This window comes from Mycobacterium sp. HM-7 (genome assembly GCF_053852335.1).
The window spans coordinates 1807578-1833563 of the sequence record NZ_CM132657.1 but is presented as its reverse complement, the minus strand read 5'-3'; the positions used below and the strand labels follow the sequence as shown (position 1 = coordinate 1833563).

The window sequence follows — 25986 nt, the reverse complement described above, 5'->3', positions numbered from 1 at the left end:
CAACAAAAAGAAGGAGCCATCGTGGCTGCCAACCAGGAAGAAATCATCGCCGGCCTCGCCGAGATCATCGAAGAGGTCACCGGTATCGAGCCGTCTGAGGTCACCCCGGAGAAGTCTTTCGTCGACGACCTGGACATCGACTCGCTGTCGATGGTTGAGATCGCCGTTCAGACCGAGGACAAGTACGGCGTGAAGATCCCGGACGAGGACCTGGCCGGCCTGCGCACCGTTGGTGACGTCGTCGCCTACATCCAGAAGCTCGAGGAAGAGAACCCCGAGGCTGCTGCCGCGCTGCGCGATAAGTTCACGAAGTGACCAGGCCTTCCACTGCTAACGGAGGCTTCCCGAACGTCGTGGTGACCGCCGTGGAGGCAACCACGGCGCTCGCTGCTGATGTCGAGAGCACGTGGAAGGGCCTCCTGGCAGGCGAAAGCGGCATCCGTGAGCTGACCGACGACTTCGTCACCAAGTGGGACCTTCCGGTGCGTATCGGTGGCCACCTGGTTGATGACATCGAGAGCCAGCTGACCCGTGTCGAACTGCGCCGCAATTCCTACGTGCAGCGCTTGTCGCTCGTGCTGGCCCGACGGCTCTGGCAGAACGCCGGGGCGCCCGAGGTCGATCCTGACCGTTTCTCGGTCGTGATCGGCACCGGTCTCGGTGGTGGCGAGAAGATCGTCGAAACCTACGACGCGATGAACGAGGGTGGCATCCGCAAGGTCAGCCCGCTCGCCGTTCAGATGATCATGCCCAACGGTGCGGCCGCTGTCGCCGGTCTTGAGCTCGGCGCCCGCGCCGGGGTCATCACGCCGGTCTCGGCGTGCTCGTCGGGCTCTGAGGCCATCGCCCACGGCTGGCGTCAGGTTGTCATGGGCGACGCGGACTTCGCCGTCGTCGGCGGTGTGGAAGGCACCATCGAGGCACTGCCGATCGCGGCGTTCTCGATGATGCGCGCCATGTCGACCCGCAACGACGAGCCCGAGCGCGCGTCACGGCCCTTCGACAAGGATCGTGACGGCTTCGTGTTCGGCGAGGCCGGCGCGATGATGATCATCGAGACCGAAGAGCACGCGCTGGCTCGTGGCGCCAAGCCGATCGCCCGCCTCATGGGTGCCGGTATCACCTCGGACGCGTTCCACATGGTGGCCCCGGCCGACAACGGCCTGCGCGCCGGTGCCGCAATGAAGCGCGCACTGGAGACCGCTGGGCTGGATGCCAAGGACATTGACCACATCAATGCCCACGGCACGGCGACTCCGATCGGTGACACCGCCGAGGCCAATGCCATCCGGGTTGCCGGATGTCAGAACGCCGCGGTGTACGCACCGAAGTCGGCTCTCGGCCACTCCATCGGTGCGGTCGGTGCGCTCGAGTCGGTGTTGACGGTGCTCGCGTTGCGCGACGGCGTCATCCCCCCGACGCTGAATTACGAAACGCCGGATCCTGAGATTGATCTCGATGTTGTTGCGGGCGAGCCTCGTTATGGCGACTTCAAGTACGCCATCAACAACTCGTTCGGTTTCGGTGGACACAATGTCGCCCTGGCCTTTGGGCGTTATTAAGTCGAAGGGACATTGAGCAGTAATGGCAGGGGTAACCGCACAAGGGTTGTCAACGGGGAATGGTCTCCCCAACGTGGTCGTCACCGGCATCGCCATGACGACCGCCCTGGCGACCGACGCTGAAACCACGTGGCAGAAGCTCCTCGACGGACAGAGTGGGATCCGGCTCCTCGATGACCCGTTCATCGAGGAGTACGACCTCCCCGTCCGCATCGGTGGGCACCTGCACGAGGATTTCGAAAGTGAACTGACGCGCGTCGAGCTGCGTCGGCTGTCATATCTGCAGAAAATGTCGACGGTCATCGGCCGGCGAGTCTGGGAAAACGCAGGCTCGCCGGACGTTGATCCGCGCCGGCTCATGGTGTCGATCGGCACCGGCATCGGTTCCGCCGAAGAGCTGGTCTTCGCCTACGACGGCATGCGTGAACGCGGTCTGCGAGCGGTGTCGCCGCTGGTGGTCCAGATGTTCATGCCGAACGGCGCAGCGGCTGCCGTCGGATTGGACCGCAAGGCCAAGGCCGGGGTGTCCACCCTGATCTCGGCGTGCGCCTCCGGTTCGGAAGCCATCGCCAACGCCTGGCGTCAGCTGGTGCTGGGCGAGGCTGACGTCGCCATCTGTGGTGGCGTCGAAACCAAGATCGAGGCAGTGCCGATCGCCGGGTTCGCCCAGATGCGCATCGTGCTGTCCAACACCAATGACAACCCGGCCGGTGCCTGCCGCCCGTTCGACCGCGACCGCAACGGCTTCGTGTTCGGCGAGGGTGGCGCCATGCTGGTGCTGGAGACCGAGGAACACGCCAAGGCCCGCGGCGCCAACATCCTGGCCCGCCTGATGGGTGCCAGCGTCACCTCGGACGGCTACCACATCGTGGCCCCGGACCCCAACGGTGAGCAGGCCGGCTACGCCATGTCCCGGGCGATCGAGCTCGCCGGACTGGTGCCGTCCGACATCGACCACGTCAACGCGCACGCCACCGGCACCAGTGTCGGAGACGTCGCCGAGGGCGTGGCCATCAACAACGCCATGAAGGGCCACCGGCCCGCGGTGTACGCCCCGAAGTCGGCACTGGGCCACTCGGTGGGTGCGGTCGGCGCGGTGGAGTCCATCCTCACCGTGCTCGCGCTGCGCGACGGCGTCGTACCGCCCACACTGAACCTGGAGAACCTGGATCCGGAGATCGATCTGGACGTGGTCTCCAAGGCTCCGCGACAGGGCGACTACAAGTACGCAATCAACAACTCATTCGGGTTCGGCGGGCACAACGTCGCACTCGCCTTCGGCCGGTACTGAGCAACGAAGCGCATACCGCGAGATCAAGGAGATTAGAAAATGACGACCCTGGCACCTGAGGCGACGGCCGCCGAATCACTTGATCCTCGCGACCCGCTGCTGCGGCTCTCGACCTTCTTCGACCCGGGCAGCGTCAAGCCGCTGCACGAGCGCGACAAGTCGGGCGTCCTGGCCGCCTCCGGCACCGTCAACGGCGTGCACACCATCGCGTTCGCCACCGACGGCACCGTCATGGGTGGCGCCATGGGCGTCGACGGCTGCGCGCACATCGTCCGCGCCTACGACACCGCCATCGACGAGCAGGCCCCCATCGTGGGTATCTGGCACTCCGGTGGTGCCCGTCTGGCCGAGGGCGTGCGCGCGCTGCACGCGGTCGGCCAGGTCTTCGAGGCCATGATCCGGGCCTCGGGCTACATCCCCCAGATCTCGCTGGTCGTCGGCTTCGCCGCCGGTGGTGCCGCGTACGGCCCGGCGCTGACCGACGTCATCGTCATGGCCCCGGAGGGCCGCGTTTTCGTCACCGGCCCGGACGTGGTCCGCAGCGTCACCGGTGAGGACGTCGACATGGTCTCGCTCGGTGGCCCCGACACGCACCACAAGAAGTCCGGCGTGTGCCACATCGTCGCCGACGACGAACTCGACTGCTACGCCCGCGGCCAGCGTCTGGTCGGCTTGTTCAGCCAGCAGGGCCACTTCGACCGCACGAAGGCCGAGGCCGGCGACACCGACATCAGGGCCCTCATGCCCGAGTCGGCGCGGCGCGCCTACGACGTGCACCCGATCGTCGAAGCCCTGCTCGACGAAGGCGTGCCGTTCGAGGAGTTCCAGTCCAAGTGGGCGCCGTCCATCGTGGTCGGCCTGGGCCGCCTCGCCGGTCGCTCTGTCGGCGTCATCGCCAACAACCCGCTGCGCCTGGGCGGCTGCCTGAACTCCGAAAGCGCCGAGAAGGCAGCACGTTTCGTGCGCCTGTGCGACGCCTTCGGTATCCCGCTCGTCGTTCTCGTCGACGTGCCCGGCTACTTGCCCGGCGTCGACCAGGAGTGGGGCGGCGTGGTGCGTCGCGGCGCCAAGCTGCTGCACGCGTTCGGTGAGGCCGAGGTCCCCCGCGTCACGCTGGTGACCCGCAAGATCTACGGCGGCGCTTACATCGCCATGAACTCGCGGTCGCTCGGTGCGTCGAAGGTGTTCGCCTGGCCGGACGCCGAGGTCGCCGTCATGGGCGCCAAGGCCGCCGTCGGCATCCTGCACAAGCGCAAGCTGGCCGCTGTCGAGGACGCCGCCGAGCGTGAGGCCCTGCACGAAGAACTCGCCCTCGAGCACGAGCGGATCGCCGGTGGCGTCGACTCGGCCATCGAGATCGGCGTGGTCGACGAGAAGATCGACCCGGCCCACACCCGGTCGAAGATCACCCAGGCCCTCGCCGAGGCCCCGGCCCGCCGCGGTCGCCACAAGAACATCGCGCTGTAGTTTTTCGCGAACAGTCGCAAATATCCCCGCACGCTTGGCGTGCGGGGATATTTGCGTCGATCCACGATGAGTTTTGGCGACCACGGAGGTCAATCCGTACATGACGCAACTGGTGAAGGTGCAGAACTTCAACGTGTCGGCGGACGGCTTCGGGGCCGGCGTCGGACAGAGCTTCGAGCGGCCCTTCGGCCACGCCGACCCGGGGACCATGTTCGCCTGGGCCGGCGCAACCGCCAATTGGCCCAACCGCACGGAACCGGGTGGCACCCGCGGTCTCGATGACTTCCTCGTGCGCGACTTCCACCACAACATCGGCGCAGAGATCATGGGCGCCAACAAATTCAGCCCCTACCGCGGGCCGGCCAACCTCGACTGGCAGGGCTGGTGGGGCGACGAACCGCCGTTCCACACCCCGGTCTTCGTGATGACGCACCACCCGCGGCCGTCGTTCACGTTGTCGGACACGACGTTCCACTTCGTCGACGCGGCGCCTGCCGAGGTGCTCCAGCAGGCGCGAGAAGCCGCGCAGGGCAAGGACATCCGCATCGGCGGCGGGGCGACGACGGTCCGGGAGTTCCTCGATGCCGACCTGATCGACACCCTGCACATCGTGGTGTCCCCCGCCGTGACGCTCGGCGAGGGCTCACGACTCTGGGAGTCCCCCGACGAGCTGCTCGACCGGTACCACTGCGATGTCGTGCCCAGCTCCAGTGGCGTCATCCACCACTTGTTCTGGCGCCGCTGAGCTTTCGCGTCTACCGCGTGGTGTAGCCGCCGTTGGCGAAGATGGTCTGGCCGCTGATCCAGTGGCCCTCGTCCGCGAGGAACACGACCAGCGGGGCGATGTCCTCGATGTCGGTCAGCCGGTTGCCCATCGCCTGCGACTTGTGGAACGCCACGCGTTCCGGGGTTTCCTGGCCGTAGAAGAACGGCGTGTCCATGGGTCCGGGGCCGACGTTGTTGACGTTGATCCCGCGGGCCGCGAACTCTTTCGCCGCGGCGCGGGTGAAGTGCTCGACGGGGCTCTTCGCGCCGGCGTACGTGCTGTAGCCGTCGGTGAAGGCCGCGAGCAGCGCCGTCACGATCGTGATCACCGATCCGCCGTCGTTCAGCCGGCGGCCGGCCTGCTGCAGAAAGAAATATGCGGCCTTGGCGTTGATGTCGAACATCGAATCATATTCGGCTTCAGTCGTTTCCACGATCGGCTTGCGCAGCACCTTGCCGACGGTGTTGATCGCGATGTCGACGCCACCGAACGCTTCGACCGCCGCGTCGAACAGCTTCTCGACGTTGCCCGGCACGGTCAGGTCGCCCTGTACCTTGATGGCCTTGGCGCCGGCGGCCTCGATCGCGGCGATGGTCTGGTCGGCGTCGGCCTCGGTGGCGGCACTGTTGTAGTGCACCGCGACGTTGACGCCACGCGCGCCGAGGGTGGTGCTGATCAGGCCGCCCAGGTTTTTGGCTCCGGCGGCGACGACTGCTGACTTACCTTCGAGATTGCTCATGACACCAACGGTAGACAGGACAATCCACAAATAGAAACGGAACTTTCCTACCTATTCACAACCAATGCTTGTAGATAGAGTGCAGCCATGACCCGGCCGTATCCCGATCTGCGTCGCCTGCAGCACTTCCTCGCGGTCGCCGACGCCGGCGGATTCACCCGCGCCGCCGATCAGCTGCATCTCAGCCAGCAGGCCCTCAGCAGCTCCATCCGCCAACTCGAAAAAGAGTTGGGTGCAACGCTTTTCGATCGTGACGGCCGCCGGGTCACACTGACGCCCGCCGGCCGCCAACTGCACAGCGATGCGCGCACCCTGCTCGCCGCCGCTCACACCGTCACCGACCACGTACAGCGGGCAGCCAGCGCGGCGCGGGAGAACTACGTCGTCGGGCACACGCCCGCGCTCGACAGCGTCGAGGTGTACACACTGCTCGAACCGGTGATCGACACCTTCGACGACGTGTCCTTCACCTTCCGCCAGATGTTTCCGGATCAGCTGTCCCCCGCGCTGCTCGACGGATCGATCCAGCTCGCGCTGCGCCGCGGCGTGGTACCGGACCCCGATCTCGCCACGGCGGTGCTGGGCTATCACCCGGTACGCGTTGCCATGCCGAGTTCGCACCCGCTGGCGCGGCGCGACGCCGTCGACCTCACCGACCTGGCCCACGAGCGGATCGCACTCTGGGCACCGCCCGGCGCGTCGTACTACAGCGATCTGCTGTTGGGCGCGTGCCGACGGGCCGGCTTCGAACCGGACTACGTGATCAGCCGGGTACAGGGCGCGGCGACGGTGGCCGCACCGCTGACGACGGGCGCCATCGCGTTCGTCACGTATCCGGTGGGGCCGGTGATGGGCGGCCGGGTGACGGTCGTCGACCTCCAGCCACCGCTGCTGCTGCCCGTACAGGCCATGTGGCAGCGCCACACGCGCTCACCTATCCGGGACCTGCTGCTCGCCCGGCAGGGTTGACCCGGTGGCGCGCGGCGGAGTTCAGGTGCGTGCGAGCAGCGCCTCGTCGGCGAGGTCGTCGAGTTCCTTGCCCTTGGTCTCGGGTCCGAACAGATAGCCGACGACGGTCAGCAGCCAGATGGCAGACAGCGCCAGATAGGGTGCCTGCACGCCGTAATGGCCGATGGCCCAGCCGACGACGGTCGGTGCGGCGATCGACACGATGCGGCCGCCGCCGACGGCGACACCAAACCCCGTGCCACGCAGCACCGTTGGGAACAACTCGGAAATGTAGGCATCCCCGACCCCCCACAGCCAGCCGAGCGTGGCGATGGATATCGCACCGTAGACCTGGTATTCGGCCAGCGAATCCGAGGTGGCCGCCAGAATCGCGGATCCGGCCTCGATGACGGCGCCGAGAATCGCGGAAGGGCGGCGCCCGAACCTGTCGGCCAGCGCGGTGCCGATGAAGACGAAGACGACCTGCAGCAGGAAGAACACCAGGGCGTAGCGAATCGCGTCGGCGGTGGACGCATGGAATCTCTTGACGATGTACGTGGTCAGAAACAGGGTCGAACCCCAGTAGCCGACTGCGTTGGCCGTGTAGATCAGCCAGCCGACGATCAGCCGCCGCCGTACGCCCGGTAGCTGCCACAGTTTCGCCCGCGGAATGCCGTCCCGCTTCCGCGTCTCGTTGACCTCGGTATAGCGGGGCGATTCCGTAATGCCCTGGCGGACAAGGAACAAGATGATGGCCGGGACGATGGCGACGATGAACGACGACTGCCAGCCGAACCACGGCACCAGTACCAGCGCGACGGCCGCCGCGAGGACATAACCGAGCGAGAACAACGAGAAGATCACGCCGCCCACACCGATGGCCCGGGTTTTCGTCGGCCACACCTCGGCCGTATAGGGGGCGCCCACCGCGAGCTCGCCGGCGCCGCCGACTCCGGTGAGGAACCGCAGACCGGTGAATGCGGCCAGATTGGTGGTGATGCCAGCCAGTGCCGTGGTGATGCCGTACAGCAGAATCGACGCGCCGAGTGTGGTCTTGCGTCCCCACCGGTCGGCCGCGATACCGAAACCGATCGTCCCGATGGTGTAGCCGACCAGGAAGATCGACCCGATGTACCCGGCCTGGGCCTCGGTGATCTGCAGGGTCTTCTTGATCTCGGGCAGTACCAGGCCGTAGATGTTCACGGCGTACGAGTCGAAGCCGTATCCCAGGCCCGCCGTCACCGCCACGAACAGCGCCGGTTTGAACGGCTGCGATTTGACCGGCTGCGATTTGACCGGCTGCGATTTGACCGAGGTCGAATCGGCCTGCGCCTCTTCTAGATTCGCGGACATCTCGCGACGCTATCGGGTACCGGACCGCGTCCGAACATTCAGAATCCGCCGGATCGCAACTGCATTCAGATCTGCCCGTGATTCGGCGGCGCCACGCCGGAGAGTTCCCACGCGCCGATGTGGTGGTACTTCCAGTCGACCGGATCGTGCACGCTGTGGGTCCGCGCGTTACGCCAGTGCCGGTCAAGGTCATAACGGCGGTCGGTTCCGCTCGCGCCAGTCAACGCGAAGACCTGGCTGGCGACGTCGACGGCCACGTCACTGGCGAAGGCTTTGGCCTGTGCGACCGCTATCGAACCGCGCGCGGCCGCGTCGGGATCGGTGACGTCGAGCCCGATGTCCTCGAGTTCGCCTGCGGCCCAACGCAGTAGTTGGGTCGACGCGCGGGTCCGGGTGGCGAGTTGACCGAATCGCAGCACGATGTGCGGATCATCGCTTGCGGTGCCGGCCCCTCCGTGACGCACCGCCTCGAAGAACGGGCGGCTGCGGGTGCGGACGAACTCGGCGGCGTCGGCCAGGGCGCCTTCGGCGATGCCGGCTTCGATCGCGGCGTGGACGAGCTGGGCACGCGCGCCGAGCAACTGCGGCTTCTCGAATGCCGACCAATAGGGCAACACCAGGTCAGGGTCGATGGCGACACCGTCCAAGGTAGTGGTGCCACTCACGGTCGAGCGCTGGCCCATCGCCGCCCAGTCTTCGTCGATGCTCACCCCGGGCGCGTCAGGTTCGACGAACGCCAGCACGAGACGACCGTCGGGGTCGAGCGCGCTGACCGCCAGCCACTGCGACGTGATGGCGCCGGTGCAGTAGTACTTGGTGCCATCGAGTCGCCACCGCGTGCCATCACTGATCAGACGAGTCTTGAGATCTTGCGCATGATGGCCGCCACGCTCGGCAAGCACCGGCCCGATGCGCGCGCCCGTGACGACAGCGGGCAGGATTCGGGCCCGCTGCAGTGGAGTACCGAGCAGGCGCAGGATGTCGACGGCCAGATAGTGACCCTGCGGAGTCTGCGCAAGGGCCGGGTCCGCCGCTGCGACGATCCTGATGACCTCGGCCAGCGTCCGCGGCCCGAGCCCGTCTCCCCCATCGTCGATCGGCACCGTGGCGGCCGGCAGGCCCAGGTTGTCGAACTCGGCCACTTCGGCGCGGGGCACCGCACCCACCCGATCGCGTTCTGCTGCACCTGTTTTCACCGCAGCGGCGAATTCTTCCGCGACCGCCACGACTTGTGCGTGCGTCCTGGGAGCCCGGGTGCGCACCATGGTCAGGAGTGCCGATCAGCGAGCAGGCCGCGCTCCGTGAGGATGGGGACGACGCCCTCGCCGAACGTGAAGGCCTCTTCCAGGTGCGGATAGCCGGACAGGATGAACTCGTCGAGGCCCAACTCGTGATACTCGGCGATGCGGTCGGCGACCTGCTCATGACTGCCGACCAGTGCGGTGCCGGCGCCACCACGGACCAGTCCGATACCGGCCCACAAGTTGGGCGACACCTCCAGGTTGTCGGTCCGTCCGCCGTGCAGGGCTGACATCCGCCGCTGACCCTCTGACTGTGAATTGCGCTGAATCTGCTGGGCGCGGCTGATGCTCTCCGGATCAAGGCCCGCCAGCAGTTTGTCGGCCTGCGCCCACGCCTCCTCTTCGGTGGGACGGCTGATGACGTGCAGCCGAATCCCGAACCGCAGTTCTCCGGCGGCGAGCCGCGCGCGACCCAGGTTCTTGACCTGATGGCGCACCGCATCGAGCTTCTCGGCGACCTGAGCGGGCGGCTCGCCCCACGTCAGGTACACGTCGGCGTGTTCGGCGGCCACTTCAAGTGCTTCGGCCGACGAGCCGCCCAGGTAGATATCGGGCCAGGTTTCGGCAGGGATGATGGTCGCGTTCTCCACAGACAGGTGCTTGCCGGTGAAGGTGACGGGGTCGCCGGACCACAGCTGCCGGAAGATCGTGAGGAACTCGGCCGCCCGCTCGTAACGCTCCGACTTGCCGAGGTGGTCACCGAAGCGGCGTTGCTCGACATCGTCGCCGCCGGTGACAACGTTGAGCAGCAATCGATTCCGCGAGATTCGCTGATAGGTGGCGGCGGCCTGGGCGACCAGGGTCGGCGCCTGCAACCCCGGCCGGAAGGCCACCAGGTACTTGAAATGTTCGGTCCGTTGCGTCAGTGCCGCGGTGAACACCCAGGCGTCCTCACACCAGCTGCTGGTGGGCGTCAACGCTCCGGTGAACCCGAGTTTCTCTGCGGCACCGGCCACCAGACTGAGGTAGTCGAGGTCGGGTGCGCGGTCGGCGCCGAAAGCGTCTGCCCGGCTGCCGGCCCCACCGACCGCGTTGCCAAGACTCAGATCGGTGCGCGAGTCACCGTTGGTCGGCAGGAACCAGTGCAAGGTGATGGCCATCAGCGAAATGTAGAGGCAACCAAGGCCGCCGGATAACGCCGCCAGATCGGTTCACGCCGCCGCAACAAGCTTGACCACTGGACGCGGCTGCGATTTCGTCAGAATCATGCTGATTCCAACGCACTCGTTTCGGCGGGTTCCCCGGCACCATGACCGAACGAAAATCGGTGTGACCGTGCGCCCGTGATCTGGACGCACGACGTCAGCCGAACTCGCCGAGGTCGATCAGGCTCTGCGCGCTGGCCATCACCGTTTCCTGCCAGCTCCGGCCGTGCCAACCGAGCTCGCGTTGCGCCTTGGCCGCCGTGGCGTTGCGCCGTTGCCCCAACAGCGGGACGAGGTCGTTCATCTGAGTGTTGAATCTGCCGAGCAACCGGACCGTCCAGTCCGGCATCTTGCGCCGCGGGACTCGAGACGCTTTCTCCCCCAGGATTTCTCGAAGCTCTCGTGCGATATCGAGCATCGAGAGCGGATCGGAGGAATTGGCGATGTAGCGCTGCCCGGCCACCGGAGCGGTCATCGCCCGCAGGTGCAGGTCGGCTACATCGCGGACGTCGACAACGCACATCCACACGTCAGGGCATGCGGGCATGCCGTCCAGCAGCCGCTTGATGAGACCCAGCGACGACACCGCACCAGCCGACAGCGCGGGCCCGAAAATGCCGGTCGGATTGATCGTCGTGAGTTCGAGGCCGCCACCCTCGTCCTCGATGAACTTCCACGCGGCCCGTTCGGCGAGTGCCTTCGACTTGACGTAGGCGCTCATCTTTCCGGTCTCGATGTCGGTCCAATCCGATTCGTCGAACGGTTCTTTTCGGGGTCGATGGCCGTAGTACACGGCGCCGCACGACGACGTGTAGACCACCCGCCGGACGCCCGCGTCGCGACTGGCCCGCAACACCCGCACCACGCCGTCGACCGCAGGGCGGATGACCTGCTGCTCGTCGCGCGTGGCAGTCAGCGGCGACGCTACGTGCAGCACGTGCTGACAGCCGGTCACCGCCTCATCCCAACCGTCATCGGCCATCAGATCAGCCGTGACGAACTCCAACCGGTCGCCGGGATCCACGACCCGCGACACCGCGTCGCGTACTGCCTGCCCCTTGGCGAGATCGCGCACTGTGGCACGCACCGAATGACCGTTCTGCAGCAACTCGGCGATGCACCAACCAGCGACATATCCGGTGCCGCCCGTGACCAAGACCTCGCCACCCATGCCACCCTCCCAATTCATTAGCCGGTCGGCTAATGAACTACCATAGCGCAATGCCGAGCACCCGCGCCCAGCAAGCCGAGCAGACCCGCGATGAAGTGCTGCGCACAGCCCGACGGCTATTCGCCGAACACGGCTACGACGGCACCTCGCTGCAGCAGATCGCCGACACCATGGGCGTTACCAAAGCCAACGTGTACTACTACTTCCGCACCAAAGAGGCGCTGCTCCAAGCGCTCCTCGATCCGTTCCTGCGCGCGCTCGGTGAGCTGTTGGACCGGGCCGAGCAGATTTCGGACATCCACGAGCGCCGCATGTTCCTGATCGAGGGACGGATCGCGACGGTGATCGAGTCGTACCGAACCCTGGGGCCGCTGCATCTCGGCGACCCCGGAATGCGACGCAACGTCGAGATCACCCGAGCCATCGACGATCTCGCCCAGCGTGGCCTGTACCTTGCCTTCGGCGACCAGCCCACTCTCGACGAGATCGCGGGCTACTGGATTCTCAACGATCTGGCACCGGCGCTGCGGCGGCTTGCCCACTTGCCGGACAACGAGTTACACGCCGTCCTGGTGAATCTCACGGTTCGTGCGCTGGGGCAGTAGATCACCCCGCCGCGAACTCCGCCGCCGCTGTGGCAGCCCGCTCGCGATCGGCACACACCAAGCCGATCCGGGTCCGACGGTCCAGGATGTCGTCGGCGGTGAGCGCTCCCTCGTGCGTGACCGCGTATTCGAATTCGGCCCGCGTGACGTCGATTCCATCGGCCACCGGTTCGGTGGGGCGCTCACAGGTCGCCGCGGCGAACACGTACGGCGCCTCGGCGCCGTAGCGCGCCACCAACGACTCCGGCAGCGCCGCAACCTGATCCACCGCCACCGGGTTCTCCGGGGCCCCGACCAGAGGCAGATTCCGGGTCCGGCACGCCCCCGCGCCGAGGCCACGCATAGCCACAGCGCGGTTCAGCACATCCTCGGCCATGTACCGGTATTCGGTGAGCTTGCCGCCGATGACGCTGAGCACGCCGTCGCCCGACTCGACGACGGCGTGATCGCGGGACACATCGGCGGTGTTCCCCTCGCCGGTGTCGATGAGCGGCCGCAGCCCGGCATAGGCACCCAGGACGTCGTCCGGCCCCAGGCTCGTCGCCAGCGCGGTGTTGACGGTGTCCAGCAGGAAGTTGATCTCGGCCGGAGTCGGTTGCGGCACATCGGGAATGGGGCCGGGTGCGTCCTCGTCGGTGAGACCGAGGTAGACGCGGCCGAGTTGTTCGGGCATGGCGAAGATGAAGCGGTTGAGCTCGCCGGGGATCGGGACCGTCAGCGCCGCAGTCGGATTGCCGAACGCCGCGGCGTCGAACACCAGGTGGGTACCGCGGCTGGGACGCAGCTTGATGGCGCCGTCGATCTCACCGGCCCACACGCCGGCGGCGTTGATCACCGCGCGCGCGGTCAGATCGAAGGACTCGCCGGTGAGCTGGTCGGTCAGCCGCACCGACGTGCCGGTGGCGTCGGATGCCGCCACCCGGGTGAGGATGCGGGCGCCGTGCTGGGCGGCGGTACGCGCCACTGCGGTGACCAGGCGGGCGTCGTCGATCAGTTGGCCGTCGTACGCGAGCAAGGCGCCGTCGAGTCCGTCGCGACGGACCGCGGGCACCAGTTCGGCAGCGCGGGCCGCGTTGACGCGACCCGAGCGCGGCAGGACCGCGGCCGAGGTGCCGGCGAGCCGGCGCAGACCATCGCCGGCGACGAAGCCCGTGCGCACCAAAGCCCTTGAGGCCCGGTTCATCTCGGGCAGCAGCGGCACGAGCTGCGGCATGGCGTGCACGAGATGCGGGGCGTTGCGGCTCATGAGGATGCCACGCTCGATGGCGCTGCGCCGGGCGATACCGACGTTGCCGGTCGCCAGGTAGCGCAGGCCGCCGTGCACGAGTTTGGAACTCCACCGGCTGGTGCCGAACGCCAGGTCGTGCTTCTCGACGAGCACCGTCGACAGTCCGCGGGTCGCGGCGTCCAGCGCGATACCCACGCCGGTGATGCCGCCGCCGATGACGACGACGTCGACGCTCTCGCCGTCGGCCAGCGCCGTCAGCTCCGACGTCCGGCGGGCGGCGTTGAGGGCAGCAGTCATGGCTTGAGGTATCCGTTCAGGGAGTGGGCGAGTTCGACATCCAGGGCCGCGACGTCGAGGACGGGCGCGACCATCTGTGCCGACTGGATGGCCGACTGGACGATCAGCAGGCACATCGCCGCGAGCTGTGTGGGGTCACCCGGGCGGACGCTGCCGTCGGCTTGCGCCGTGGCCAGGGCGCCGGCCAGCACTTCCAGCAGTATCTGCTGGCTGGTGCCCATCCGCTGGGCGATGTAGACCATCGCCAGCGCGGGCGCGCTGCTCAGCACGGACATGATGACCTCGTCGTCGCGCAGTCGCTCGGCCATGCCGACCATTCGCTTGACGATCGCCGCCCGATCAGTGCCGTTGACGGCGACTTCGTTGAGCGAGTTGGTGATTCGAGCCGTCAGCAGCGCCGCCAGGATCGCCTGGGTGTCCGGCCAGCGCCGGTACACCGTCGGCCGACTGACCCCGGCGCGGCGGGCGATCTCGGCCAGCGTCACGCGCTCCACGCCGAAGGCGATCACGCAGTCAGCCGCAGCGTCGATGATTCGGGCGTCCAAGGAATCCCGGGCTTCATCGTTACTGATTGACATCATGTGTAATACTGTAACGCATGACCGCTACACGTGACCACCTCGAACCGCCGATGAAGTGGAACGCCTGGGGTGACCCCGCGGCAGCCAAGCCACTGTCCGACGGCATCCGAGGCCTGCTGACCGCGGCCCTGGGTATCGATGCGGCCGCGGCAGAGGAGCTCGAGGCCGACCAGGTCACGTTGCGCCCGTCCGCACTGGCGGACGCCGACCGCGTCGCGCTGGCCGCCATCGTCGGCGACGAGTTCTGCCGCACCGACGATCACGACCGCCTGCTGCGGGCCGGCGGCAAGTCGACACTGGACCTGCTGCGCCGCAAGGATACTGGCGAGCAGGACGCACCGGACGCGATCCTGCTGCCCGGCTCCGAAGGCGAGATCGCGCGAGTCCTGCGGTACTGCACCGAGCACCGCATCGCAGTGGTCCCGTTCGGCGGCGGCACCAGCGTGGTCGGCGGACTCGACCCGACCCGTACCGGCTTCAACGCCGTCGTGTCACTGGACCTGCGCCGCCTGGACCGGCTGGTGGCCCTCGACAAAGAGTCCGGCGAGGCCGAGCTCGAGGCCGGCGTCACCGGCCCGCAGGCCGAGGAACTCCTTGGCGCCGAGGGCTTTTCCCTCGGCCACTTCCCGCAGAGTTTCGAGTTCGCCACCATCGGCGGGTTCGCCGCGACGCGGTCGTCGGGCCAGAACTCCGCCGGTTACAACCGGTTCGACGACATGGTGCGCGGCCTGACGGTCGTCACCCCCGCCGGCGTCCTCGACCTGGGCCGCGCCCCCGCCTCGGCAGCCGGCCCCGACCTGCGGCAGCTGATCGTCGGCTCGGAGGGCACCTTCGGCGTCATCACCCGGGTGCGGGTGCGCGTGCATCCCGTGCCCGAGACGACCCGCTACGAAGCGTGGTCCTTCCCCGACTTCGCCACCGGCGCAGCGGCTTTGCGCGCCGTCGTCCAGACCGGGACCGGCCCGACAGTCATCCGGTTGTCCGACGAGGTGGAGACCGGCATCAACCTGGCCACCACCGAGAGCATCGGCGAGCAGACCAACACCGGCGGCTGCCTGGCGATCACGCTGTTCGAGGGTTCGGCCGCGCACACCGAGAGCCGCCACGACGAAACCCGCGCACTGCTGGCCGCCCAGGGTGGCACCTCGCTCGGCGAGGCACCGGCCCGAGCCTGGCAGCACGGCCGGTTCGGCGCCCCGTACCTGCGCGACTCGCTGCTGACGGCGGGCGCCCTGTGCGAGACCCTGGAGACCGCAACCACGTGGTCCAACGTGCCGGCGCTGAAGGCCGCCGTCACCGAGGCGCTGACGACATCGCTACAGGAAAGCGGCACACCGGCTCTGGTGATGTGCCACATCTCCCACGTCTACCCCACCGGTGCCTCGCTGTACTTCACGGTGGTGGCCGGCCAGCGCGGCAACCCCATCGAGCAGTGGCGCAAGGCGAAAACCGCGGCTTCCGAGGCGATGGTCCGCTGCGGCGCCACCATCACCCACCATCACGCCGTCGGCGCCGATCACAAGCCGTGGATGACGGCCGAGGTCGGAGACCTGGGCGTCGAGGTGCTGCGCGCCGTCAAGAGCGTGCTCGATCCCGGCGGAATCCTCAACCCTGGCAAGCTGATCCCGTGACAGGCACGCTCCAGCGGGTTACCTTGCTGACCAACCCCGCATCCGGCCAGGGGCGGGGCTCTGCGGCGGCACAGCGCGCCGTCGTCCGGCTGCAACGGCGCGGTGTCGACGTGGTCGAGCTGATCGGGTCCGACGCGGCCCATGCCCGCCGACTGCTCGACGAGGCACTGGACCACGGCACCGACGCGGTCGTGGTGGCCGGCGGCGACGGCATCATCTCCCTTGCGCTGCAAGCACTTGCGCAGGGCGACGTGCCGCTCGGCATCATCCCCGCCGGAACCGGCAATGACCACGCCCGCGAGTTCGGGATTCCGCGAGACGACCCGGACGCCGCCGCGGACATCATCGCGACGGGCCGCACCCGCACCATCGACCTGGGCCGGATCGAGGGCGCCGACGGCACCGTGCGCTGGTTCGGCACGGTGATGTCGGCGGGATTCGACTCGCTGGTCACCGATCGCGCCAACCGGATGACGTGGCCACGCGGCCGGATGCGGTACAACGCGGCGATGCTGGTCGAGCTGTCGCAATTGCGGCTGCATACGGCCCGGGTCAGTTTCGACGGCGGTCCTGAACAGGAAATGCCCGTGACACTGGCGACTTTCGGCAATGGCAAGAGCTATGGCGGGGGCATGCTGATCTGCCCTGGCGCCGACCTCAACGACGGCCTGTTGGATATCACGATGGCGGCCTCGGAATCGCGGTTCAGGTTGGTCCGCCTGTTCCCGACGGTGTTCAAGGGCACGCATGTCCACCTCGACGAGGTGACCACGAGGCGGGCCCGCACCGTCACCATCGACGTGCCCGGGATAAACGCCTATGCCGACGGCGAATTCGTGTGCCCGCTGCCGGTGACGGTGTCCGCGGTGCCGAACGCGTTGCGGGTCCTGGTTCCGTAGCGCGGCGGCAATTTTCAGTCCTGCGTAGCCGCAAGGAGCGCAAGCAGATTCATCAACCGGGTGATGGCACCGGTGACCGGTCGGGCCGGCAGTGTCGGATCGACCGCACGTTGAATACCGAGCCCGATGCCGGCGCTGAGAAACAGGTTGCCGATGTCTTCCAGACTGTCGATCACGCCGGCAGCGACCAGTTGTTCTTCACCGAGCCCCAGGTCAGTCGAGAGCGACCGCAACACCTCGACGACCATCTGGGCCGCTTCGTTGCGCAGATCGGTGATCATCTGCCCCAACTCGGGATCGTTACGCGACAACACCACGAATTCGAGTTCCAGCATCGTCCAGCCCACGTCACCGGCGGTGCGCTCCAGCCAGGCGTTCACCGCCTCGACCCGGCCCGGGACGTCGGCGTCGGACATCGCCAGTTCTGACATCTCGGCGAACTTCTCGCGGTGGATTGCCTCCAGCACCTCGCGGCACAACGTGGGCTTGCTGCCGAAGTTCGAATACACGGCGCCCTTGCTGTAGCCGGCGTCGTCGGCGATGTCTTCCAGGCTGGTGGACGCATATCCATGCTTGAGAAAGCGCGCCTTCGCCGCGTCGAGCAGTTCGGCGCGCGTCTGCTCCTGACGCTGCACCCTGGTCAACCGCGGCATGGGTTGATATTAATGGATTGCGATACCGCGAGTACTGGCTTTACCGAGAGTATTCAGATACCGTAGGTATTCGAACGAGCCAGCATGGCTCCTACCAGCAGATTCGAGGCTATCGATGCAGCTAGCACGACGCTCAAAGCCAATCGACGGAGCCACCGTCATCATCACCGGAGGCGCCAGGGGCATCGGCGCCAAGACCGCCGAACTCTTCTCGCAACACGGCGCGAATGTATGGCTCGGCGATGTCGACGCCGATATCGCCGAGCAGACGGCGCGCAATATCCCCCGCTGTCGCAGTGCGCGACTGGACGTCACGCAACGCGAATCGTGGGACGAGTTCGTCGGACACGTCCGCAAAGAATCCGGCCGCGTCGACATCCTGGTGAACAACGCCGGCGTCATGCCCCTCGGCGCATTCGAGTCCGAGGCCGAGTCCACGACCGACCTGATCCTCGACGTCAACGTCCGAGGCGTGCTGAACGGCATGCGGGCGGTGATCCCCGCCATGGTCACCCACGGTGGCGGCCATGTCGTGAACGTGGCCTCGATGGCCGGCATGATTCCCGTCCCGGGCATGGTCACCTACAACGCCAGCAAGTTCGCCGCGGTCGGGGCATCACTGGCGGCGCGGACCGAATACGCCGGTACCGGCGTCACCGTATGCGCGGTACTGCCCTCGGCGGTGCGTACCGAACTGTCCTCCGGCGTCCAGCTCGGCGGCGGTATGCCGACCGTCGACCCCGAAGACGTCGCACAGGCGATCCTGAAGACATTGCGCACCAAAGCCGCCCGCACATCGGTACCCGAATGGGTGGCACCCGGCTGGGCACTGGTCGACGCATTGGTCCCCGAGTTCGTCCAACGCGTGGCGCGCTCGCTCATCGACGACCGACGGGCCCTGACGGCGTTGGATCCCGTCGGCCGGTCGGCCTACCTGGACCGGATCGAGCGACAGTCGAAAGAACATGCCGCCGAATCGGATTCGGAGTTGAACGCATGAAGCGGGCGCTGGCCATCGGCTGCGGCGGCACCATCGGCGGCGCGTGGATCGTCGCGGCGCTGCACGCATTGCGGGAGCAGACGGGCTGGGATCCGCGCGACGCCTCGGTGTTGCAGGGCACGTCAGCGGGTGCCGAGATCGTCACGATGCTGGGCGGCGGCGCGTCCGTCGACGACCTGGTGGCGATGCACCGCGGCACCAGCGCCGACGAGCGTCTGAGCCGGCATATCGACGCAACGCCGCCGAGCCTGCCGCCCCTGCCGGCGCCCCGCCTGCTCAACCCCGCGCTGCTACGGAGTCAGAGTGGCCTGGCGGCCGCGACCGGGATCGCGCCGACCGGCCGCGGCAACGCGGACTGGTTGCAGCGCTTGGCCTCTGGATTCGCCAACAAGTCCGGCTGGCTGGATCATCCGGGAGCCCGCATGGTGGCATTCGACTATCAACGCGGCGAGCGGGTCGCTTTCGGCGCACCGGGCGCACCGAAAGCCACTGCGGGTGAGGCACTCCGGGCCTCGTGGGGCGTCCCCGGCTGGATGCCGCCGGTCAGCGTCGGCGACCGCAAGTTCGTCGACGGCGGCGCCGCATCCACGGCGTCGGTCGACCTCATCAGCCACGACGATGCCGACCTGATCTACGTCATCACCCCGATGGCCTCCGAAAGTGGCGTTCGCGCACCCGGATTGGGCGGCATCATCGAAGACCGGTTGCTCCGCCGCCCGATGTCCAGGGTGCTGGATGCCGAGATCGCCGCCGCGCGGGCTCGCGGCATCGAGGTCGTGGTGATCCGACCGGACACCGCCGATCTGGCCGGCCTCGGCGCCAACTTCATGCTGCGCAGCAAGCGGCGCGCGGCGTTCGAATCCGCTATGACCACCGCACCGAAGACGGTGCGTCGAGCTTGGGAGTCCTGATGAGCAAACGTGATCCGCGCATCGTCATCATCGGCGCCGGCGTCGCCGGGATCGCCTCGGCGTACACCTTCCAGCAGGCCGGGTTCACCAACTTCACCATCCTGGAGAAGGGTTCGGACGTCGGCGGCGTCTGGCACTGGAACCGCTACCCCGGACTGACGTGTGATGTGCCGTCGCACATCTACCAGTTCGCCTTCGCCCCCAAGCCCGACTGGAGCCACATCTGGGCGGGCGGCCAGGAGATTCAGGAGTATCACCGCGACGTCGTCGCGCGGTTCGGCCTCGACAACCACCTGCGGCTCAACACCGAGGTCACGGCGCTGCACTACGACCAGGACGCGCGCACCTGGACCGTCACGACCGAGAACGACACGCTGACAGCCGATTTCGTCATCTGCGCCACCGGCGTCCTGCACCACCCGTTCACGCCGGACATCCCGGGCATGGACTCCTTCGAGGGCACCGTCGTGCACACCGCACGCTGGGATGCCGAACTCGAGACCGCGGGCAAACGCATCGCCGTGATCGGCACCGGATCCACTGGTGTGCAGGTGGTTTCGGCGCTACAGCCCGAAGCGGGCAAGCTGCTGCACTTTGCGCGCTCGCCGCAATGGATGCTGTGGGCACCGATGAAACTCCCGCAACTGGGCGCACTCACGGCGCTGCTGCGCGCCATGCCGACGCTGCATCAGTCCATTGCCAACCGGATTCCGCTCTGGGGCTCGAGTGTCCTCGTCGACATCGTGACCAAGCCGACCTGGCGCCGCAAGCTGGTACAGCAGTACGCCCGCCTCAGCCTGCGGGCCCAGATCCGCGACCCGAAGCTGCGCGCCGAGCTCACCCCCGACTACCAACCGCTGTGCAAGCGGCAGGTGCTGTCGGGCACCTACTACAAGGCGATCACGGCCCCGAACGCCCACCTGGTCACCGACCGCATCGCCGAATTCACCCCCACCGGTATCCGCACCACCGAGGGCGAACACCACCGGATCGATATCGCCGTGCTGGCCACCGGTTTTCAGGCGCACAACTACATGCGACCGATGCAAGTGGTGGGGCGCGACGGCGTCACCCTCGACGACGCGTGGGTCAAAGGCCCGCGTGCCTACCGGATGACCGCGATTCCGGGGTTCCCGAATCTGTTCACCGTGCTGGGCCCGAACTCACCCACGGGGTCGATCTCTCTGCAGTACACCGCCGAGCTCACCGCGCGGTACATCGTGAAGTGGCTCAAGCGCTTCGAGCGCGGTGAGGTCAACGAGGTCGAGGTCACCGAGGCGGCCACCGATGAGTTCAACGCCGCGGCGGTCGAGGCCATGGAGCCGACGGTGTGGAACACCGGCTGCAACTCCTGGTACTTCAGCGAGGGCGGCACGATCGACCTGTGGCCGTTCGACGTCGGCACGATCACCCGCATGCTGAGCGAACCCGAACCGGAGCACTACCGGGTCAGCTGAGGTCTCCGTTGATCCTGCGCCTATGGCCTTGTCCACTCGACAAATGTCGCCCTGAGCGCAGGACCGACGGCATCTCGGATGAACTAACCGACGCCGCGGTTCAGCCAGCTGACTTCGCCGACCTCGGCGCCGCCGCCACGGTACGGCTCGAGGGCCTCGTCCCAGGCGGTGCCGAGCACCGTGTCGAGTTCGGCGGCGAGCATGTCGGCTCCGCCCTCCATCAAGGTGCGCAGGCGCTGCTCGCCGACCATGGTGTCACCATTGGCGCTCATCGAACCGCTCCATAGACCCAGGGTCGGGGTATGGCACCAGCGGTGTCCGTCGACGCCGGCACTCGGGTCCTCGGTCACCTCGAAGCGCAGCACCGACCACGAGCGCAAGGCGCTGGCGAGCTGGGCTCCGGTGCCGACGGGCCCCATCCAGTTGGTGATGGCGCGCAACTGACCGGGCATGGCAGGTTGGGGCGTCCACTTGAGGTTCGCCCGCGCCGACAGAGTCGACGAAAGTGCCCACTCCACATGCGGGCACACCGCCGCGGGAGAGGCATGGATATACACCACGCCCGTCGTCGCGTCGGCGAGTTGGTTCGACGCACGCATAATCTGCTCCTTCAGCTCCACGAGGGACGTCTTCCCCAACGACCTGGTGTTGCTGAAATGTTGCAGTTGTTTAGTGCGTGTCTATTGTGCCGCGTGAGACCCCTGTTGCGCTAGTCTGTCGCGCAATCTCTCAGGACGGCCTCAGAATCCGGGCTTGCCGCGCGAGACAGCGCAGGCCATCTATCTTCTAACGGTGACTGCCCTGGACCGGTTCTTCGAGATCTCCGCGCGCGGCTCGACCGTCGCCGCCGAACTGCGCGGCGGCGCGGTGACCTTCATCGCGATGGCATACATCATCGTGCTGAACCCGATCATCCTGTCCAGCACCGCCGATATCGCCGGGCACAAGCTCGCGTTCAACCAGGTCTCCGCGGTGACCTCACTGGCGGCCGGCGCCATGACGATCCTGTTCGGCGTCGTCGCCCGGCTCCCCTTCGCATTCGCCGCCGGGCTGGGCATCAACTCGTTCCTGGCCAGCTCCGTGGTTGGCGTCCTGACCTGGCCGGAAGCCATGGGGCTGGTCGTCATCGAAGGCCTCATCATCGTCGCGATGGCCGTCACCGGCCTGCGGCGCATGATCTTCGACGCGGTGCCCATGCCGCTGAAACTGGCCATCACCGCCGGCATCGGCCTGTTCATCATGTTCATCGGACTGGTCAACGCCGGCTTCGTCGCATCGACGGGGCATCCGTCGCCGCCGCTGGGCCTGGGCGCCGGCGGCACGGGCTCGGTCCGCGCGATCCCCACCCTCGTCTTCGTGTTCACCCTGCTGGTCTCGGGTGTCCTGGTCGCCCGCAAGGTGCGCGGCGGCATCCTCATCGGCCTGATCTCGGGGACCGTGCTCGCCGCCATCATCGAAGCGATCTGGCATCTCGGCTCGGCCACGGAGAAACCCGGCGGCTGGAGCTTGTCGGTCCCGACGCTGTCCGGTTCCCCGATCGCGGTGCCGAACCTGTCGCTGATCGGCCACGTCGACTTCGGCAGCTTCGACCGGATCGGCGCCATCGCCGCACTGATGCTGGTGTTCACCCTGCTGTTCACCAACTTCTTCGACGCCATGGGCACCATGACGGGCCTGTCCCGGCAGGCCGGTTTGGCCGATGAGCACGGCAACTTCCCGCGCCTGCAATCGGCGCTGGTGATCGAAGGCACCGGCGCGGTCGTCGGCGGCGCGGTGTCGGCATCGTCCAACACGGTGTTCGTCGAATCCGGCACCGGCATCGGTGAAGGTGCCCGCACCGGTCTGGCCAGTCTGGTGACCGGTGGACTGTTCCTGGCCGCAATGTTCTTGACGCCCCTGACGGAGATCGTGCCCACTGAGGTCGCGGCCGCCGCGCTGGTGATCGTCGGCACCCTGATGGTCTCGGTGCTGCGTGAGATCGACTTCTCCGATTTCTCGGTGGCACTGCCCGTGGTCCTGACCGTGGCCGTCATGCCGCTGTCCTACTCGATCGCCAACGGCATCGGCGTCGGCTTCATCGCCTGGGCCGTGCTGCGCGCGGCGTCGGGCCGCATCAAGGAGATCAGCCCGCTGCTGTGGATCGTCGCTGCTGGATTCCTGCTGTTCTTCGCACGCGGCTGGATCGACAGCATGATCGGTGTCGCCCGCTGAGCCGCCGGCTAGACGAACTCTCGCAGGACGGCGGCGGACACCTCCGGCCACACCGTGTGCGTCCAGTCCCCGAAATCGCGGTCGGTGAGCACGATCAGCGCCAGGTTCACCTCCGGATCGACCCACACGAACGTCCCTGACTGGCCGAAGTGACCGAACGTGCGCCCTGAGTTGCCCGCTGCCGTCCAGTGCGGGCTCTTGCCGTCCCGGATTTCGAAGCCGAGACCCCAGTCGTTGGGACGCTGCGGTCCGAACCCCGGCAGGACGCCGTCCAGGCCCGGAAACTGCACGGAGATCGCGTCGGCGTGCATGGGTGTCGACACCAGCGCCGGACGCAGCAGCTCGCCGGCGAACGCCACCAGGTCGGTCACCGTCGACCAGGCGCCGTAGCCGGCGGTATCCGCGCCCCCCGGCAGATCCGAGTCGGCCATGCCGAGCGGCTCGAACACCGCTTCCCGCAGGTACTGCCCGAACTCGATACCGGACTCGTGTTGCAACACCTGGGCCAACACCGCGAACCCGACATTGGAGTAGATGCGCCGGGTGCCGGGCGCGGCGATGGCGTCGGGCGTCTGCATCGCCAGCCCCGAGGTGTGCGCCAACAGGTGCCGCACCGTCGATCCGGGTGGGCCGGCCGGGGTGTCCAGTTCGACGACGCCCTCTTCGATCGCGATCTGCGCGGCGCGGGCCACCAGCGGCTTGGTCACCGACGCCAGCCGGAACGCTCGGTCGACGGGTCCGTGCGCGGCGAGCAGTCCCACCGGCGACACCACCGCGGCCGCGGCGTTCGGTACCGGCCAGGAATCCAACAGCTCGAGTGCGGTCACGTCACGACCATGTCATAGTCCGCAATGTCGGCGGGTGAAGGCCGAGGCGCCGTTAACCAGACATTTGTATGGACACCATTCCAACTATGCGCGGAGGCATTAGGTTATAGCCATGAGTCAGACAGTGCGTGGTGTGATCTCCCGGACCAAGAAACAGCCCATCGAGCTGGTCGACATCGTCATCCCCGACCCCGGCCCAGGTGAAGTCGTCGTCGACATCATCGCCTGCGGCGTATGCCACACCGACCTCACCTACCGCGAGGGCGGCATCAACGACCAATACCCCTTCCTGCTCGGCCACGAAGCCGCCGGCACCGTCGAATCCATCGGCACCGACGTCACCCACGTCGCCCCCGGCGACTTCGTCATCCTCAACTGGCGCGCCGTCTGCGGCGAATGCCGCGCCTGCAAACGCGGCCGCCCCCACCTGTGCTTCGACACCTTCAACGCCACCCAGAAAATGACCCTCACCGACGGCACCGAACTCACCCCCGCCCTGGGCATCGGCGCCTTCGCCGACAAAACCCTCGTCCACGAACGCCAATGCACCAAAGTCGACCCCGAAGCCGACCCCGCCGTCGCCGGCCTGCTCGGCTGCGGCGTGATGGCCGGCATCGGCGCCGCCATCAACACCGGCAACATCACCCGCGACGACACCGTCGCGGTCATCGGCTGCGGCGGTGTGGGTGATGCCGCCATCGCCGGCGCCGCACTCGTCGGCGCCAAACGCATCATCGCCGTCGACACCGACAACAAGAAACTGCACTGGGCCCGCGAATTCGGCGCCACCCACACCATCAACGCCCGCGACCTCGACCCCGTCGACACCATCGCCGACCTCACCGACGGTCACGGCGCCGACGTCGTCATCGACGCCGTCGGCCGCCCCGAAACCTGGAAACAAGCGTTCTACGCCCGCGACCTCGCCGGAACCGTCGTCCTCGTCGGTGTTCCCACCCCCGACATGACCCTCGAAATGCCCCTGGTCGACTTCTTCTCCCGCGGCGGGGCGCTCAAATCATCCTGGTACGGCGACTGCCTACCCGAACGCGACTTCCCCACCCTCATCAGCCTCTACCTGCAAGGCCGCCTCCCACTGGACAAATTCGTCACCGAACGCATCAGCCTCGACCAGATCGAAGACGCCTTCCACAAAATGCACACCGGCGAGGTGCTGCGATCGGTGGTGATCCTCTAATGGTCGCCATACAGCGGGTGGTCACCAGCGGCACCTTCAGCCTCGACGGCGGCACCTGGGACGTCGACAACAACATCTGGCTCGTCGGCGACGATCAAGACGTCGTCGTATTCGACGCCGCCCACACCGCCGCACCCATCATCGAGGCGGTCGCCGGTCGCAACGTCGTCGCGGTGGTCTGCACGCACGGCCACAACGACCACATCACCGTCGCCCCGGAGCTGTCCGCGGCCCTGGACGCTCCGGTGCTGCTGCATCCGGCCGACGAGATGCTGTGGCGGGATGTCCACCCGGACAACCGTTTCCACACCGTGGACGACGACCAGGCGCTCACCGTCGGCGGCCTGGAGATCAAGGCCATCCATACGCCAGGACACTCCCCCGGCTCGGTGTGCTGGCACATCCCCGAGCTGGGCGCGGTCATCTCCGGCGACACCCTGTTCCACGGCGGCCCCGGTGCGACCGGCCGCTCGTACTCGGACTTCCCGACCATCCTGGCGTCCATCTCGGACAAGCTCGGCAAGCTGCCCGCCGAGACCGTCGTCTACACCGGCCACGGTGACACCACCACCATCGGCGGGGAGCTGGTCCACTACGACGAATGGGTGGCCCGCGGCAGCTGAGCTGCCAATCGGGCAGAAGCAGCTGAGCTGCCAATCGGGCAGAAGCAGCTGAGCTGCCAATCGGGCAGCGGCCACTGATTCCAAGGCGTTCGAAGCGCGCCACACAGCCAGCGGCGCTACCG

Annotated in this window: 25 protein-coding genes and 1 pseudogene; 16 read left to right on the top strand and 10 right to left on the bottom strand. The window is 67.3% G+C overall.

The features are described 5' to 3' along the window. Positions 1-21: 21 nt before the first annotated feature. The 5 genes from acpM to ACWW1C_RS08740 all read left to right on the top strand — a co-directional run bounded on the left by acpM (position 22) and on the right by ACWW1C_RS08740 (position 5065). Entirely contained in the window at positions 22-315 is a 294-nt protein-coding gene (acpM, locus tag ACWW1C_RS08760) for a meromycolate extension acyl carrier protein AcpM (RefSeq protein WP_043400507.1), read from the top strand. After that, the gene (gene kasA / locus ACWW1C_RS08755; RefSeq protein ID WP_455983067.1) at positions 312-1562 is read left to right on the top strand and encodes a 3-oxoacyl-ACP synthase KasA; all 1251 of its coding nucleotides are present in this window, start codon (positions 312-314) and stop codon (positions 1560-1562) included. The genes acpM and kasA overlap by 4 nt, the downstream gene beginning before the upstream one ends. Before the next feature lie 22 nt (positions 1563-1584). Beyond that, positions 1585-2853 carry a 3-oxoacyl-ACP synthase KasB gene (gene kasB / locus ACWW1C_RS08750; RefSeq protein ID WP_455983066.1) on the top strand — a complete coding sequence of 423 codons (1269 nt, stop codon included), beginning with the start codon at positions 1585-1587 and terminating at the stop codon, positions 2851-2853. Between the two features lie 39 nt (positions 2854-2892). Beyond that, positions 2893-4320: an acyl-CoA carboxylase subunit beta gene (locus tag ACWW1C_RS08745; protein WP_455983065.1), complete on the top strand. Its 1428-nt coding sequence runs from the start codon at positions 2893-2895 to the stop codon at positions 4318-4320. Positions 4321-4420: 100 nt separating this feature from the next. Continuing rightward, a complete protein-coding gene (locus ACWW1C_RS08740; protein ID WP_455983064.1) occupies positions 4421-5065 on the top strand; it encodes a dihydrofolate reductase family protein in 645 nt (214 codons plus the stop codon). Positions 5066-5075: 10 nt separating this feature from the next. On the opposite strand, the gene ACWW1C_RS08735 is transcribed toward ACWW1C_RS08740, so the two are convergent. Then, on the bottom strand, positions 5076-5825 hold the full coding sequence (locus ACWW1C_RS08735; protein WP_455983063.1) for an SDR family oxidoreductase: 750 nt from the start codon (positions 5823-5825) through the stop codon (positions 5076-5078). An 87-nt stretch (positions 5826-5912) separates the two neighbouring features. Here ACWW1C_RS08735 and ACWW1C_RS08730 point away from each other — a divergent pair, with 87 nt between their 5' ends. Beyond that, positions 5913-6794, top strand: a complete 882-nt coding sequence (locus ACWW1C_RS08730; RefSeq protein WP_455983062.1) for a LysR family transcriptional regulator — start codon at positions 5913-5915, stop codon at positions 6792-6794. A gap of 21 nt (positions 6795-6815) precedes the next feature. On the opposite strand, the gene ACWW1C_RS08725 is transcribed toward ACWW1C_RS08730, so the two are convergent. Further along, positions 6816-8015 carry an MFS transporter gene (locus tag ACWW1C_RS08725; protein WP_455984201.1) on the bottom strand — a complete coding sequence of 400 codons (1200 nt, stop codon included), beginning with the start codon at positions 8013-8015 and terminating at the stop codon, positions 6816-6818. Here ACWW1C_RS08725 and ACWW1C_RS08720 point away from each other — a divergent pair. Further along, positions 7969-8064, top strand: a pseudogene (locus ACWW1C_RS08720) (hypothetical protein); the annotation flags it as partial. The gene ACWW1C_RS08725 and the pseudogene ACWW1C_RS08720 overlap by 47 nt on opposite strands. A gap of 127 nt (positions 8065-8191) precedes the next feature. Here the strand turns inward: ACWW1C_RS08720 and ACWW1C_RS08715 are convergent. From ACWW1C_RS08715 to ACWW1C_RS08705, 3 genes are all read right to left on the bottom strand, one after another. Further along, positions 8192-9352 carry an acyl-CoA dehydrogenase family protein gene (locus ACWW1C_RS08715; RefSeq protein ID WP_455983061.1) on the bottom strand — a complete coding sequence of 387 codons (1161 nt, stop codon included), beginning with the start codon at positions 9350-9352 and terminating at the stop codon, positions 8192-8194. 41 nt (positions 9353-9393) lie between these two features. Next, complete coding sequence (locus ACWW1C_RS08710; protein WP_455983060.1) at positions 9394-10527, bottom strand: LLM class flavin-dependent oxidoreductase; 1134 nt, start codon at positions 10525-10527, stop codon at positions 9394-9396. A gap of 202 nt (positions 10528-10729) precedes the next feature. Then, positions 10730-11743, bottom strand: a complete 1014-nt coding sequence (locus tag ACWW1C_RS08705; protein WP_455983059.1) for an SDR family oxidoreductase — start codon at positions 11741-11743, stop codon at positions 10730-10732. Between the two features lie 50 nt (positions 11744-11793). Between ACWW1C_RS08705 and ACWW1C_RS08700 the strand changes: the two genes are divergently transcribed. Then, the gene (locus ACWW1C_RS08700) at positions 11794-12348 is read left to right on the top strand and encodes a TetR/AcrR family transcriptional regulator (RefSeq protein ID WP_455983058.1); all 555 of its coding nucleotides are present in this window, start codon (positions 11794-11796) and stop codon (positions 12346-12348) included. Between the two features lies 1 nt (position 12349). Here ACWW1C_RS08700 and ACWW1C_RS08695 read toward each other — a convergent pair whose 3' ends face one another. Both ACWW1C_RS08695 and ACWW1C_RS08690 read right to left on the bottom strand, forming a co-directional pair. After that, positions 12350-13873 carry a glycerol-3-phosphate dehydrogenase/oxidase gene (locus tag ACWW1C_RS08695; RefSeq protein WP_455983057.1) on the bottom strand — a complete coding sequence of 508 codons (1524 nt, stop codon included), beginning with the start codon at positions 13871-13873 and terminating at the stop codon, positions 12350-12352. After that, complete coding sequence (locus ACWW1C_RS08690; protein WP_455983056.1) at positions 13870-14454, bottom strand: TetR/AcrR family transcriptional regulator; 585 nt, start codon at positions 14452-14454, stop codon at positions 13870-13872. The genes ACWW1C_RS08695 and ACWW1C_RS08690 overlap by 4 nt, the downstream gene beginning before the upstream one ends. 50 nt (positions 14455-14504) lie before the next feature. Between ACWW1C_RS08690 and ACWW1C_RS08685 the strand changes: the two genes are divergently transcribed. Continuing rightward, positions 14505-16085 carry an FAD-binding oxidoreductase gene (locus tag ACWW1C_RS08685; RefSeq protein ID WP_455984200.1) on the top strand — a complete coding sequence of 527 codons (1581 nt, stop codon included), beginning with the start codon at positions 14505-14507 and terminating at the stop codon, positions 16083-16085. Continuing rightward, positions 16082-16984, top strand: coding sequence for a diacylglycerol kinase (locus tag ACWW1C_RS08680; RefSeq protein ID WP_455983055.1), 903 nt, complete (start codon positions 16082-16084; stop codon positions 16982-16984). The genes ACWW1C_RS08685 and ACWW1C_RS08680 overlap by 4 nt, the downstream gene beginning before the upstream one ends. A gap of 14 nt (positions 16985-16998) precedes the next feature. Here ACWW1C_RS08680 and ACWW1C_RS08675 read toward each other — a convergent pair whose 3' ends face one another. After that, positions 16999-17637, bottom strand: a complete 639-nt coding sequence (locus ACWW1C_RS08675; RefSeq protein ID WP_455983054.1) for a TetR/AcrR family transcriptional regulator — start codon at positions 17635-17637, stop codon at positions 16999-17001. A gap of 115 nt (positions 17638-17752) precedes the next feature. Between ACWW1C_RS08675 and ACWW1C_RS08670 the strand changes: the two genes are divergently transcribed. From ACWW1C_RS08670 to ACWW1C_RS08660, 3 genes are read left to right on the top strand one after another with little or no spacing between them, the layout of a single operon-like run. Then, entirely contained in the window at positions 17753-18637 is an 885-nt protein-coding gene (locus ACWW1C_RS08670; protein ID WP_455983053.1) for an SDR family oxidoreductase, read from the top strand. Continuing rightward, entirely contained in the window at positions 18634-19548 is a 915-nt protein-coding gene (locus tag ACWW1C_RS08665; protein ID WP_455983052.1) for a patatin-like phospholipase family protein, read from the top strand. The genes ACWW1C_RS08670 and ACWW1C_RS08665 overlap by 4 nt, the downstream gene beginning before the upstream one ends. After that, complete coding sequence (locus ACWW1C_RS08660; protein ID WP_455983051.1) at positions 19548-21005, top strand: flavin-containing monooxygenase; 1458 nt, start codon at positions 19548-19550, stop codon at positions 21003-21005. The genes ACWW1C_RS08665 and ACWW1C_RS08660 overlap by 1 nt, the downstream gene beginning before the upstream one ends. An 83-nt stretch (positions 21006-21088) precedes the next feature. Here ACWW1C_RS08660 and ACWW1C_RS08655 read toward each other — a convergent pair whose 3' ends face one another. Continuing rightward, on the bottom strand, positions 21089-21604 hold the full coding sequence (locus ACWW1C_RS08655) for a DUF3145 domain-containing protein (RefSeq protein ID WP_061006284.1): 516 nt from the start codon (positions 21602-21604) through the stop codon (positions 21089-21091). Positions 21605-21797: 193 nt separating this feature from the next. Between ACWW1C_RS08655 and ACWW1C_RS08650 the strand changes: the two genes are divergently transcribed. Continuing rightward, complete coding sequence (locus ACWW1C_RS08650) at positions 21798-23216, top strand: NCS2 family permease (protein ID WP_455983050.1); 1419 nt, start codon at positions 21798-21800, stop codon at positions 23214-23216. Positions 23217-23224: 8 nt separating this feature from the next. On the opposite strand, the gene ACWW1C_RS08645 is transcribed toward ACWW1C_RS08650, so the two are convergent. Further along, positions 23225-24043, bottom strand: a complete 819-nt coding sequence (locus ACWW1C_RS08645) for a serine hydrolase domain-containing protein (RefSeq protein ID WP_455983049.1) — start codon at positions 24041-24043, stop codon at positions 23225-23227. Positions 24044-24155: 112 nt separating this feature from the next. Here ACWW1C_RS08645 and ACWW1C_RS08640 point away from each other — a divergent pair, with 112 nt between their 5' ends. Both ACWW1C_RS08640 and ACWW1C_RS08635 read left to right on the top strand, forming a co-directional pair. Further along, the gene (locus ACWW1C_RS08640) at positions 24156-25241 is read left to right on the top strand and encodes an S-(hydroxymethyl)mycothiol dehydrogenase (RefSeq protein ID WP_455983048.1); all 1086 of its coding nucleotides are present in this window, start codon (positions 24156-24158) and stop codon (positions 25239-25241) included. After that, on the top strand, positions 25241-25864 hold the full coding sequence (locus tag ACWW1C_RS08635) for an MBL fold metallo-hydrolase (RefSeq protein WP_455983047.1): 624 nt from the start codon (positions 25241-25243) through the stop codon (positions 25862-25864). Before ACWW1C_RS08640 ends, ACWW1C_RS08635 begins: the two co-directional genes overlap by 1 nt. The last annotated feature ends 122 nt before the right edge of the window (positions 25865-25986 follow it).

Bases quoted from the DNA above. Each gene is read 5' to 3' on its own strand.
- kasB (WP_455983066.1), top strand. From the start codon at position 1,585: ATGGCAGGGGTAACCGCACAAGGGTTGTCAACGGGGAATGGTCTCCCC.
- ACWW1C_RS08745 (WP_455983065.1), top strand. From the start codon at position 2,893: ATGACGACCCTGGCACCTGAGGCGACGGCCGCCGAATCACTTGATCCT.
- ACWW1C_RS08740 (WP_455983064.1), top strand. From the start codon at position 4,421: ATGACGCAACTGGTGAAGGTGCAGAACTTCAACGTGTCGGCGGACGGC.
- ACWW1C_RS08735 (WP_455983063.1), bottom strand. From the start codon at position 5,825: ATGAGCAATCTCGAAGGTAAGTCAGCAGTCGTCGCCGCCGGAGCCAAA.
- ACWW1C_RS08730 (WP_455983062.1), top strand. From the start codon at position 5,913: ATGACCCGGCCGTATCCCGATCTGCGTCGCCTGCAGCACTTCCTCGCG.
- ACWW1C_RS08710 (WP_455983060.1), bottom strand. From the start codon at position 10,527: ATGGCCATCACCTTGCACTGGTTCCTGCCGACCAACGGTGACTCGCGC.
- ACWW1C_RS08705 (WP_455983059.1), bottom strand. From the start codon at position 11,743: ATGGGTGGCGAGGTCTTGGTCACGGGCGGCACCGGATATGTCGCTGGT.
- ACWW1C_RS08700 (WP_455983058.1), top strand. From the start codon at position 11,794: ATGCCGAGCACCCGCGCCCAGCAAGCCGAGCAGACCCGCGATGAAGTG.
- ACWW1C_RS08695 (WP_455983057.1), bottom strand. From the start codon at position 13,873: ATGACTGCTGCCCTCAACGCCGCCCGCCGGACGTCGGAGCTGACGGCG.
- ACWW1C_RS08690 (WP_455983056.1), bottom strand. From the start codon at position 14,454: ATGATGTCAATCAGTAACGATGAAGCCCGGGATTCCTTGGACGCCCGA.
- ACWW1C_RS08685 (WP_455984200.1), top strand. From the start codon at position 14,505: ATGAAGTGGAACGCCTGGGGTGACCCCGCGGCAGCCAAGCCACTGTCC.
- ACWW1C_RS08675 (WP_455983054.1), bottom strand. From the start codon at position 17,637: ATGCCGCGGTTGACCAGGGTGCAGCGTCAGGAGCAGACGCGCGCCGAA.
- ACWW1C_RS08670 (WP_455983053.1), top strand. From the start codon at position 17,753: ATGCAGCTAGCACGACGCTCAAAGCCAATCGACGGAGCCACCGTCATC.
- ACWW1C_RS08665 (WP_455983052.1), top strand. From the start codon at position 18,634: ATGAAGCGGGCGCTGGCCATCGGCTGCGGCGGCACCATCGGCGGCGCG.
- ACWW1C_RS08660 (WP_455983051.1), top strand. From the start codon at position 19,548: ATGAGCAAACGTGATCCGCGCATCGTCATCATCGGCGCCGGCGTCGCC.
- ACWW1C_RS08655 (WP_061006284.1), bottom strand. From the start codon at position 21,604: ATGCGTGCGTCGAACCAACTCGCCGACGCGACGACGGGCGTGGTGTAT.
- ACWW1C_RS08640 (WP_455983048.1), top strand. From the start codon at position 24,156: ATGAGTCAGACAGTGCGTGGTGTGATCTCCCGGACCAAGAAACAGCCC.
- ACWW1C_RS08635 (WP_455983047.1), top strand. From the start codon at position 25,241: ATGGTCGCCATACAGCGGGTGGTCACCAGCGGCACCTTCAGCCTCGAC.